Genomic DNA, 12,508 nt, shown 5'->3' with positions numbered 1-12,508 from the left:
TTTAGTTGAAAAGATTATTTAATAAAAAATTATTTAATAAGAGTAAAGCTAATGACGGTAGAAATTTAAAGCAAGCTAGTATAGCTACCATTAGCACTATAATATTTTTAGTTGCGCTTATAGTTATAAATTTAATAGTTGGAAAAATAGATTTAAGTAAAGACCTTACTAAAAATAAGATGTTTACTTTGTCAGATCAAACAAATAAAGTATTGGATAATTTAAAAGAAGATATAAATATATACGTACTTTATGAGACTGGAAAAGAAAACTATACTGTAAATACCCTTTTAAAGGAATATCAGTCTAGCTCAAAACACATTAAATTAATATATAAAGATCCAAATAAAAACCCTCAGATAATTGAAAAGTATACTAAGGATGATGTGAAACCAGAGGTGGGTTCTATAATAGTTGAGTATGGAGCTAAATTTAAAGTAATAGAACAAAGTTCATTGGTTAATATTGGATATGACACTAGTGGAAGTACAACAATTGATTCTCTAGCTATAGAGCAAAATATAACTTCAGGGATAATTAGCGTTACCTCTTCAAGTACAGCCACTGTATCTGTTTTGGAAGGTCACGGGGAAACCTCGTTATCCAGTGAAATTTCTAAACAACTACAGCTTGAGAATTTTTCAGCGGATAGTGTAAATCTTTCTATGAAAGATGCAAAATTAAAAGAGAACTCACCACTTATTATAAATTCTCCAAAACGAGATTTATCAGAGCCAGAAACTAAGACTATTAAAGAATTTTTGGCTAAAGGGGGGAAGGCACTGTTTTTAATGGATTTAACAGAGGATACAATGCCTAATTTTAATTCTTTATTTAAAGAATATGGAATACAGATACAGAGAGCTATAGCAGTTGAGTCTAACAGCATGTTTGTAACTCAAAATCCATTGTATTTGCTTCCACAGCAGAAATCTCATGAAATTTTAAATCCACTAAATAATAATAAATTACGCACTTTAATACCAGGAGCTCAAACTATAAAGATTTTGGAAAAACCTAAAAGTTCTCTAAGCATAGAACCTTTATTGGTAACCTCCGATAAATCTTGGGCAAAAACAGATTTGCGTTCTGATACTGTAGAAAAAACCTCTTCAGATATTAATGGACCTTTAAATGTAGCGGTAAGTGTTACTAATAAAATATCTTCAGATAAGGAGTCTAGAATTGTAGTTGTTGGAAATGGAAGCTTTATAAATCCACAAATATCTTCTTTAAGTAGCAATGCCAATTTAAATTTCTTCATGAATTCTGTAAATTGGTGTGCTGACAAAAAAGATAGTTTATCTATAAGACCTAAGAGTTTTGAAGATTATTCTATTCAACTAAATGCATTCCAAAAGCTTACCTTTACAGGAATAGCTGTTATACTAATACCTGTCATAGTTTTAGTTTGCGGCATTACAGTTTGGATCAAGAGAAGGAAAAAATAAGGGGACGGTTAACAACTATTAAACAAGAGAAGAGGAAAAATAAGGGGACGGTTAACAACTATTAAATAATAAAATAAAGAAATAGAGGGGACGGTTAAGAACTATTAGACATTAGACAAGAGAAGAAGATAAAGAAAAGGAAATAAGGGGGACGGTTAAGAATTATTAGCTAAGTTTAATAGCAAAAAGTTCTTAACCGTCCCCAGTTTTTATGCCCAGTTTTTAATTCCAGCACATTGTATTTTTTTGTGGCTTAATCATAACATGAATATATCAAATTATAGAAATTATTGGTACAATATAAGTATTGAGAAAATTCTAGAAAAAAAGATTTTTATAGACAGGTATAAATCTAGAGATTTCAATATTTTGAAAGTTTTAAAGAACACTATATTGGATTAGATTGGGGTGAAAAATATTGGAAAAGATAATTAAAGTGACAAATTTGAAAAAATCATATGGACAGGTTAGAGCTGTAAAAGGCATTGATTTTTATGTGGAGAAAGGAAAGTTGTTTGCTTTTTTAGGGCCAAATGGTGCAGGAAAGTCTACAACAATAGATATGATTTGTACCTTTCTAAGACCAGACGAGGGTGAAATTATTATAGACGGTTTTAAAATAGGCAAAGAGGATGATAATATACGTTCAATAATTGGTGCGGTATTTCAGGATGGATTGCTGGATAGTCTACTTACGGTTAAGGAAAATCTTGAAATACGGGGTAGTTTTTATGGTCTTAAAAAAGACAAGCTTCAGGAAGCCGTGAAACGTGTTATTCATACTGTAGGACTTGAAGAGTTTGCAAAACGTCCCTATGGCAAGCTTTCTGGAGGACAAAGACGTCGGGCGGATATTGCTAGGGCTTTAATAAATACTCCTAGAATTCTTTTTCTTGATGAACCAACTACAGGGCTTGATCCTCAAACTAGAAAAAATGTTTGGGAAATTATATTAAAATTGCAAAAAGAAAATAACATGACTGTGTTTTTAACTACGCACTATATGGAGGAGGCTGCTTCTGCTGATTATGTTATGGTTATTGATAATGGACTAATCACAGCAAAGGGAACTCCAACTGAACTTAGAGAAAAATATTCTAGCGACATCTTGATGCTTTCTTATTCAGATGAAGCTAAGGTTTGCCATATGCTTAAGGAGGCTTCTATTGAATATGAGAAAAAAGGCGATAGAATAGTTATAAAAATTCCATCAACTATGGATGCAATTTCTATTCTTGAACAATGCAAAGAATATATTATGGGTTTTGAGGTGCATGCTGGAACTATGGATGATGCCTTTATTGGTATTACGGGAAAGGAGATGAGAGAATGATTTCTTTTGCAAAGAGAAATTTAAAACTCTTTTTTAAAGATAAGAGTGCTGTATTTTTTTCTCTCTTAGGCGTATTTATTATTATTGGACTATATGCTCTTTTTTTAGGTGATGTTTGGACAAAAAGCTTAGACAAAATTTCTAACGCACGGGCATTAATGGATTGCTGGATTATGGCGGGGCTTGTGGCTGTAACCTCTGTGACAACAACAATGGGTGCATTTGGCACAATGGTTGATGATAAGGTTAAGAAGATTTCAAAGGATTTTAGCTCATCACCATTGAAACGCAGCAGTATTGCAGGAGGATATATAGTAAGTGCATATGTTATCGGTGTTATAATGAGCGTTGTTGCTTTAGTTTTGGCACAAATTTATTTAGTTGCAAGCGGCGGAGCTATGTTATCCTTTGTGGCAATAGTAAAATGTCTAGGACTGATACTTCTCGCTACTCTAACAAGTACATCAATTGTTTTATTTATTGTTTCTTTTTTTAGCAGTGTCAATGCTTTTGCTACAGCTAGTACAGTAATAGGTACTCTTATTGGTTTTTTAACAGGTATTTATCTTCCTGTGGGAAACTTGCCGGATACTGTTCAAACATTTGTGAAGATTTTCCCCATATCTCATGCTGCAGTACTATTGAGGCAGGTTGTGATGAAAGATCAATTGAAAATTGCATTTAAGGGTGCCCCAGCAGAATATTTAACTAAATTCAATGAAATGATGGGTGTGACCTTTAAATTTGGAGAGTATGAAGTAACGACATTTGTTAGTATTGCTATTTTAATTGGTACTGCTGTTTTATTCTTTATACTATCAATTTTAAATATTTCTCGTAAAAAGAGATAAGAATGATTACCCCATAAAAATCATTACATTACCTGAATTATGGAATTTCTTTGGAATGACTTGCATAAGAAGCAAAGAAACTGTTTAAATTTATTGTTCCCAGCTCTTATGCAAGTTATGGAGGAGAAATTTCATAATTCCATCACATTATACCTTATTGTGGATTAATCATAAGAATTAGTTTCCCACAAAAGGTTATATCTAAAAGGCTTACTTCTTAAAATTATTTATATTGTTAAACATTTGTATTTAGATATAGTTAGATTTTATAAAGTTTTTAAATTCCATAATAGGGTTAATGGGTTTAGTGAAAAATCCAAAAGGGAGGAATATAAATTGGAAAAACAAGCACTAAAAGAATTGTTAAAGAGCATAAAAAACAATGACTATGCAGTACCAGAAGGTGTAAATCCATATGAATTATCTTTAGTGATGATGGAGAATATAGGCGATATTGATAGTGAACTTAGAGATGATTTGATACTTTACAATCTATTTAAATGGATAAATGAGGGGATTTTATCAGCAAAGGAAGTTTATGAGTTGTTGATGATAGCCATAGATGAGGAACATCTTCTTAAGGGACTAGGAAATATTAATGACTCAGTTTTCGCTAGAACCTTCTCAAGTGAAATAGTTGCAGCAGCCATTTATAAACATAGGAAGGCAAAGTTCATATCCGAAAGCGATATCCAAAAGGCTTTTAATACTGTTTTGAAATTTTATAATGAAGACAGGGATGTTAGAGGGTATATAGAAGGTAAAGGTTGGGCTCACGGGGCTGCCCATGGTGCTGATGCCTTGGATGAATTTGCTAGATGCGAAGAAATTGGATATCAGGGATTAAAATTAATATTAGATGCAATTTACAAGAAGGTGAACGTAAATTATTATGGATATATCCACTTTGAGGATGAACGTATGATTACAGCTGTTAAAGCTATATTAGAAAGAAAAATTATACCTACAAAAGAAATAGAAGAGTGGATTAAAAATTTTAATAAAATAGAGAAAACAGGTAGATATCCAGAAGATTTAGTTATTCAATTCAATGTAAATGTTTTCTTGAAAAGTTTATATTTTAGATTGATTGATAAACCGGAGTATGAACAAATCACAAATACAATTAGAGAGGTATTAAAGGGAATAAGTCGATTTAGTGAGTGCTAATACTGAAAAATTGGGGACGGTTAAGTAATTAGTTAAGTAATTAGTTAAGTAGTTTATAGTGTTTATTTGAGTTTCCATTGAAGTATATAGAAAATGCAAATTAATTAAAAAGTGAAGGAGTATAGATATGGATAAAACTTTAGTTTATGTTACAGGTAATGATGTTAAGTTTAATGTTGCTTCACAAGTATTTACAAATACAGGAATAGTCCTTTTACAGGAGAAATTGAGTACTCCGGAAATTCAGAGCAAAAATGTGCGAGAAGTAGCTATATACTCAGCTAGCTGGGCAAGTAAGCAGTTAAATAAATCTGTTATAGTGACAGATGCTGGATTTTATATTGAAGCTTTGAATGGATTTCCTGGTCCATTTATCAAGTTTGTAAATGAGTGGTTTTCTGCAGAAGACTATATTAATTTAATGCAAGGAAAAAACAATCGTACTATTATTATTCAGGACTGTTTAGCGTATTGCCGCCCTGATGGGGAACACGTTGTTTTCACTGGATCATATAGAGGAAAATTGGCAAATGAAACTAGTAAAAAATCTGGCACTTCAATTGAAAAAGTTTTTATTCCTGAAGGCTATGGCCGTCCTATTTCAGATATACCTCAGGAAGAAATGATATCTTACTGGAGTAATGGTGAGATAATGAGTAAGTTTAAAGAGTATTTTTGCAATACCATTAAATAAAAAAAGTGTTATGGTGGGATAAGCGTATCGGGCAATTTTTTAAATGCATAAAAGCATGTAAAAGTAATATATGTTAACTTTTAATTGACAAATAGAATAATATGGTATACAATACTTTTATTGAATAAGCTGAAAATTATAAGTATTCGTAAAATAAAGAAAGAAGGATTGGGTGAAATGTTAAAGTTGTTCTAATGTCAATTTAGATTAATCAATATTAAATTAATTTAACTTAACTAATTTAAATGTAGGTTAAGTTATGCACAATTTTAATAATCGTTGCTTACTAATTTGTTTATAAGCTAGATAAATTTGTTTATTAGTTGAGCAAATGAAAAATATTGATTTATAGATATAGAACAACAGCAGCTATAATCCTAAATTCTGTGTAAAACATTTACTTATAGGATATATTTTTAAAATATATTTTGTAATATGTGTTGTAATATACATTATAAAGATTTAATGTTAGAAGTTTACGCTGTGCTGTTTTATAGTACAGCGTTTTTGTTTTATACCAATGAAATCTATCATATAGCTACAAATGTTTATAAATATTTTTAGTTATATGATAAATAATTAAAGTTATATGATAAATATTTGGAGTTATGGTGATTATTCTATTAATCAGTAGAAAATATTAAGTTTTACAGCGGTGGGTGAGATTAAATGAATTACAATTTTTGAAATGATGAAAAAATAAGACTTAGGTCAATTGAATCTAAGGACGCAGGTACATTTTTTAAATGGTCATCAGATTATGACAATGAATCAGATAGGTTTTGTGATGAGATTTTATATGGAATGACTTGTGAAGAATTTTGTGATATTTATAAAAAAATTGAATTGTAGAAGTTAATTTATTTGAGTGTATATATTCTTTTTATAAAATGTCACAGGGATAAATTATCACTAACACTATTTATATTTTACGTTTTTACGTTGTTTGGAGGAATATACATATGGATATAATTTTTGATTTGGGAAAAGCAGATGATATTGATGAATTAGAACAGCTCTATAACGACTTGAATGACCATTTAGCAAAAGAAATAAATTATCCTGGATGGAAAAAGGGTATATATCCTGTTAGGAAAAATGCAATTGATGGGGTTAAACATGGTAATCTCTATGTAGCAAAATATAATGGAAAAATCATTGGTTCTATTATTTTAAGCCATGAACCTGAACCAGCATATTATAAAGCTAAATGGGAAATTGAATCTGATTATTCAGATGTTTTTGTTGTATATACATTTGTAGTGCATCCAAAATTTTTAAAATGTGGCGTAGGTAAAGCATTAATGAATTTTTCTATTGAACATGGTATTAAGTCACAAGCTAAATCAATTAGATTAGATGTTTATGAAGGTAACATACCTGCCATTAGGCTGTATGAAAAATGTGGTTTTAAATATATTAATACAGTTGACTTGGGACTTGGAAACTATGGGTTGAACTGGTTTAGATTATATGAAAAATTACTATGAGATAATGAGCATAATCTTATTAGAAAGATAGGAAAATAGTAAAATAATTTTATGGAGTGTAACAAGATGGTAACTGAGTTTAAAATCAAGTTTGAAACCAAAATGAAAAATAGGGACGGTTAACAATAATTTATTTGTTAATAAAGAATATATTAAGAAAAGGGGTATAATTTATGCTAGATGTTATGGAATTTTATAAAGAGGAAAACGAAAAGGTTTTAGACAGCTACAAGAAGGGACTTTTAGATATCGAGAATATGTGTACAAGCACAGAAAAGTATCAGGAAGATAAAGAGCCTAAAGAATACTACAGGTTTTTAAATCATACTGGTAGATTTCTTTTAAAGATTGCTAAGTTTGAAGAAAATCTAAATGATGGGTATTTTGAAACAAAGAATTTTCAAGAGTTAAAAGAAGAAAATAATGGGCTTTACACTGAGCTTTTAGAAGAAAATTATAAAACAAGTTATGCCAATCCAACCTATACCGTTGAAGTGTTTGGTGATAACATGGGGCAGCTTATGGCAGCTTTTTATGCTAGTTGCAGAGAGTCTATATCTTATGCATATAGACATAGAATATTCAATATGGATAAAATAAACAATACTTTACTAAGGGTATTTGAATATGTTAAAAATAAGAAAGTTAACTATGATGAGTTGAAATCTATAATGTACCCTACAGATGCAGAGTGGATTTTCAAGAACGAAAAATATTTAAGACGTGAAAGAATGGACAAGAACTTTGGATTTTATTTAAGCACCATATTAGAGAAGGATTTAAGTGATTCAAGGTATTTATTTAGATTAGACAAGTATATAAGTGACATTGAAGTTGGTACAGCGAAGTTTTTATCAAATTATCCAAAGGAGAAAATAGAAACCTTATCAAAAACAACAGTGGATGCATTTATAAGAGGCTTCGTGGTGGATAATAAAAACAGAGGAAATAGAAATAGTGTACAAATAGTCTACACAGCAGGCCAAGAAATTATTATAAGGCAACTTATAAAAGACTTTGAAAAAGCAGGATTTGAATCAACTATAGCTATAGTGGATTCATCTGAAGCTAATAAGCAGTATAACTACGATCATAGATTTGACAATGCTATATATTTAAATGAAGAATATATACAAATAAAAGAATCCATGATGGAGAAGGCTTTTGAATTTAACAAAGACATTTTTAGCGTACAGGCAGGTCCTATGGTTTTCGAAAGCTTTGGAGAGGTACCATTTTCGCCAGAAAATAAGAAAGAATGTCTTAAATTATCAAAAGAACAGCAGGATTTAATGCAAAAACATAAAAATAAGGTTAATCAATTATTTGATAAATTCGAGCCAGAAGAAAATACAAGCTTTAGCATAATTGCTTTTCCAACTGCTGAAATTGGGGATAAATTTGAAGAAATCTTTAATGATGTTTTTCAAATAAATATGATGGATAACAATATTTATGAAGGCATTCAGCAGAAGATAATTGATGCTCTTGATGAAGGCGAATACGTGCATGTTAAGGGTAAGGGCAACAATAAAACAGACATAAAGGTTAAATTGCAAAAACTTAAGGATAAAAGTAAGGAAACTAATTTTGTAAATTGTGTGGCAGACGTAAATATTCCATTGGGAGAGGTTTTCACTTCACCACAACTTAAGGGAACCAATGGTGTTCTTCATTTAGAAGATACTTATCTTGATCTTAAATATAAGGATTTAAAGCTAACATTCAAAGATGGTTATGTAAGTGATTATACTTGCGGCAACTTTGAAAATGAAGAGGACAATAGAGCGTATGTAAAGGAAAATTTATTACAGCTTAATGATACTCTACCTCTAGGAGAATTCGCTATAGGAACCAATACAGAAGCATATGTAATGGCAGAAAAGTATGATATCATTGAAAAACTACCAGTGCTTATTATTGAAAAAATGGGACCACACTTTGCCATAGGCGACACATGCTTTGGCTACGCTGAAGATTTGCCAGTATACAATATGCTAGATAAAAAAGAGATAATAGCAAGAGATAATGAAAAATCAATTCTTAGGAAAGAAGATATAAATAAGGCATATACCAATGTTCATACAGACATTACTCTTCCATATGAAGGAATAGAATTTATTTCCGTTGTTACAGAAAAAGGAGAGTACATTGACATTATAAGAGATGGAAGATTTGTACTAAAGGGCACTGAGAAGTTAAACGAGCCATTTTAAAGAGGAAAATGGGGACGGGTAACAACTATTGGTATCTAATTGAGGATAAAAAAGTAGCGCTCAGTAGCAACTTTAGGAAAATAGACAAAAATAAAAGTGAATAACAATTATTGGTATCAAGTTAAAGATAGAAAAAGAAAGAATAGGGGCAGTTAACACTTTTATCTAATTTTAATGATAAAAAGTTATTAACTGTCCCCAATGTTTTTTAAAATTTCTAAATTTAAAATTTTACTTAAGAAACGGAAAACAAGTGATATAACTCTTATATATATGGGACGTAAAAAATAGGGATGGTTGATAAATTATAGACATATATATGGTCTTAAATTTGTTAACCGTCCCTTAAAACTTTCCCTTAATAGTTACTTCTTTATCTCCTTCTTAATTTTAATTTAAATCTAATTTTTTTGCTTTTTAAAAATTTCTAAATTTTAAAATTTCAGTTTGGAAATGAAAAACAAGTGATATAATTTTCATATTGTTTAAGTGGAAATCAGTAATAAATTGCGAATAAAATATATAATTATGCTTAACCCACAATAAGGTACAATGCAGTGAAATTATGAAATTTCTCCTCCATGACTTGCATAAGAGCTAGGAATAATAAATATAATTTAAGAAAATTTAAGCTTTTAGCCATATAAAATTATCTAACGTTCACATTCAGCGTTCTGCTTTAGGTTCGCTAGCCTGACGTCTTTGCCAGGCTTACGATAATTTTATCTGTCTAAAAGAAGAATTTCTAAAATTAAATTTGAATAGTTCCTTCGCTTCTTATGCAAGTCATTTCAGAGAAATTTCATAATTCAAGTAATGTAATACTTTTTGTGGATAATCATAATTATTAATACTTATGAATATATGAGGTACATAAATGGATATAGCAAGAGGCTTATAACACTTTGTGTACAAGATACGTAAGATATAGAAAGGAAGTGAATATTTAGTGTTTTGATGTGTAATTAAAATGCGCATTCTCACTAAAGATAAAAAATGGAAATAAGGAGTATAAAAGGAAACACATTTTGTATTGATACAGGGATGACATATATACCTTTTTATAAAATTAATGATGAAAAAATTATTATGTTAGATTCTGGATGGTCAAAAGGAGAAAGAGAAGGAATAGAAGAGCTTCTTGAAAAAAATAATTTTAAAGTAGTTGGTATCATATGTAGCCATTTCCATATTGACCATGTAGGAAACAGTGCATATCTTAAGGAAAAATACAACTGTGTTATTGCTATGCCAGCCTATGAAGCTTTTGTTTGCAGTTCTACAGTTAATTTAAAGCTTTATTACAGCAGCCAAACATTATCTGATGTTACAGAGCATTATGGACATTCTGTTTGCAAAACAGATATTATGATTTTTGATAATCAAGATAGCGTATGTGTTCAAGGGATTAAATTTAAAATTTTTCATACACCAGGACATAGCCCTGCACATATATGCATTATTACTCCAGATGATGTTGCATATTTAGGAGATTCTCTTATAAGTTATGAAGTTATGGAAGGGGCTAAGATGCCTTATGCATATATACTTTTAGAAGATTTGAAAAGCAAAATAAAACTTTATGATTTAAAATGCAGCAGATATGTAGTGGCACACAAAGGAATGTATTATGATATTGAAAAACTTATAACTGATAATATAGATTTTTATAAAGGTAGAGCAAAAGGCGTATATTCTGTTATAGAAGGTTCTATGACAATGGAGGATATTCTAAAGGCTTCTATTAAAAAGTTTAATATTAGTGTAAAAACTAAATATAAGTATAATTTAATGGAGAGAATGCTAAGATCATATGTGGAGTATTTGTGTGAGGTAAAAATTGTGAAATTAAATATGGAAAATGGATTCCTTAAATATTCAAAATGCCTCTAGAGTAGAAGAGATAAATAGGGACGGTTAACAACTTTTAGCACCTTTTAGTTAAGTTTAAGGATAAATAGGGACGGTTAACAACTTTTAGCACCTTTTAGTTAAGTTTAATGGCAAAACTTATTGACTGATTCTTAATATTTCTTAAAAAATGATTATTATTAAATTAATTTGAATAAAAGCCTCATTTTATGACTATAATTCAAATATAAATAACTGTGAAATGAGGCGAGCAGATGGCAAGAGGAAATAGAATAAAAGTGGATGGAGGCATATACCATGTAATGATAAGGAGTATAACGGAGGTTCCACTATTTAAGCTGGATGAAGATAAGGATATATATTTAGAAGAAATGAAAAAAAAGCAACAAATGTATAAGTTTAAGTTGTATGCATACTGTCTTATGACTAATCATGGACATTTTATTATTGACCCAAATGGTGCGGATATATCAAAAATAATGCATGGTCTAAACCATAAATATGCTATAACATTCAATAAAATTCACCAAAGGAAGGGAACTTTATTCCAGGATAGATTTAAAAGCAAAGTAGTAGATACAGACAGGTATTTAGTGGTTTTATCTGCTTATATTCACAATAACCCATTAAAAATAAGGGGATACGAGCACCATCCAGAGAAATATAAATATTCAAGTTTAAGTGTATATTTGGGCTTTGAAAAGGACAAAACAGGACTTCTAGATGAAGATTATGTAATGAAATTTTTCGGTTCGGATGTAAAGACAGCAAGAGAAAATTACATGAAATTTGTTTACATTTGTGATGAGGATAAGTTAAAGGAAGAAGTAGAATTTGAAAACGAAAAGACGGAGTACATAAGTGAAAAAACAGTATTAGTAAGAGATTTTGATTCGGATAAAATAATGGAATTTGTAGCAAAGGAAACAGGCACTAAAAAGGTAATGTTATACATAAAAAACTGCAGAAAAACTAAGGTTGCTAGGGCACTAGCTGCGCTTTTAATGCGATGTCTTTGTGATTTCAAGTGCAGTGATATATGTAAAATACTTGGAAATATAACTCAATCAAGAGTGTCAAAGCTATGTGCTATAGGGGTTGAGCTAACATCAACAGAGGATAAATATAGAAATATAATAGAGAAATTTATTTCTCAATATAAATCGCAGGCATCGTGATGAAGTTAAATTATGATGAAATTAATCTATGAGCTACATAATGTACAGTAATAGAACATTAAGATTACTACATTAGCGATGTGAGCATCATAATATTTTTTAAATTTAAAATTTCAATTGAATTTTTTTGATTTGAAAATAAACCTTTTATTTTGGTGTTAATATAAGGTATTAATATAAGGTATTATTTGTGTGTCTATATTTAATATGTACAAGCCTATTGATATAAAAATTTACAGAACAAATACAGATA

9 protein-coding genes are annotated in these 12,508 nt (G+C 30.0%); all 9 read left to right on the top strand.

Annotated elements, in window-relative coordinates; all coding sequences use genetic code 11:
* The first annotated feature begins 5 nt into the window (after nt 1–5).
* The 9 genes from CC89_RS18460 (at nt 6) to CC89_RS18420 (ending at nt 12,255) form a co-directional block, all read left to right on the top strand.
* Nucleotides 6–1,451 (top strand): GldG family protein, encoded by a 1,446-nt coding sequence (locus tag CC89_RS18460; RefSeq protein WP_051932022.1) that lies wholly within the window; start codon nt 6–8, stop codon nt 1,449–1,451.
* Nucleotides 1,452–1,869: 418 nt separating this feature from the next.
* Nucleotides 1,870–2,784 carry an ABC transporter ATP-binding protein gene (locus CC89_RS18455; protein WP_035294773.1) on the top strand — a complete coding sequence of 305 codons (915 nt, stop codon included), beginning with the start codon at nt 1,870–1,872 and terminating at the stop codon, nt 2,782–2,784.
* On the top strand, nt 2,781–3,635 hold the full coding sequence (locus CC89_RS18450) for an ABC transporter permease (RefSeq protein WP_035294771.1): 855 nt from the start codon (nt 2,781–2,783) through the stop codon (nt 3,633–3,635). Before CC89_RS18455 ends, CC89_RS18450 begins: the two co-directional genes overlap by 4 nt.
* Before the next feature lie 336 nt (nt 3,636–3,971).
* Nucleotides 3,972–4,805: a DUF2785 domain-containing protein gene (locus CC89_RS18445; protein WP_051932020.1), complete on the top strand. Its 834-nt coding sequence runs from the start codon at nt 3,972–3,974 to the stop codon at nt 4,803–4,805.
* Between the two features lie 127 nt (nt 4,806–4,932).
* The gene (locus CC89_RS18440) at nt 4,933–5,499 is read left to right on the top strand and encodes a non-canonical purine NTP pyrophosphatase (RefSeq protein ID WP_035294769.1); all 567 of its coding nucleotides are present in this window, start codon (nt 4,933–4,935) and stop codon (nt 5,497–5,499) included.
* 962 nt (nt 5,500–6,461) lie between these two features.
* A complete protein-coding gene (locus CC89_RS18435) occupies nt 6,462–6,989 on the top strand; it encodes a GNAT family N-acetyltransferase (RefSeq protein WP_035294767.1) in 528 nt (175 codons plus the stop codon).
* A 173-nt stretch (nt 6,990–7,162) separates the two neighbouring features.
* Nucleotides 7,163–9,205, top strand: a complete 2,043-nt coding sequence (locus CC89_RS18430) for an aminopeptidase (RefSeq protein WP_286161404.1) — start codon at nt 7,163–7,165, stop codon at nt 9,203–9,205.
* A 996-nt stretch (nt 9,206–10,201) separates the two neighbouring features.
* Nucleotides 10,202–11,098, top strand: a complete 897-nt coding sequence (locus tag CC89_RS18425) for an MBL fold metallo-hydrolase (protein ID WP_035294765.1) — start codon at nt 10,202–10,204, stop codon at nt 11,096–11,098.
* Nucleotides 11,099–11,331: 233 nt separating this feature from the next.
* Entirely contained in the window at nt 11,332–12,255 is a 924-nt protein-coding gene (locus tag CC89_RS18420) for a transposase (RefSeq protein WP_035294762.1), read from the top strand.
* Nucleotides 12,256–12,508: the final 253 nt, after the last annotated feature.

This window comes from Clostridium sp. KNHs214 (assembly GCF_000744935.1).
Taxonomy (GTDB): domain Bacteria; phylum Bacillota; class Clostridia; order Clostridiales; family Clostridiaceae; genus Haloimpatiens.
Note: the sequence above shows the minus strand (reverse complement) of the source record. Positions and strands in the feature narration are given on the sequence as shown.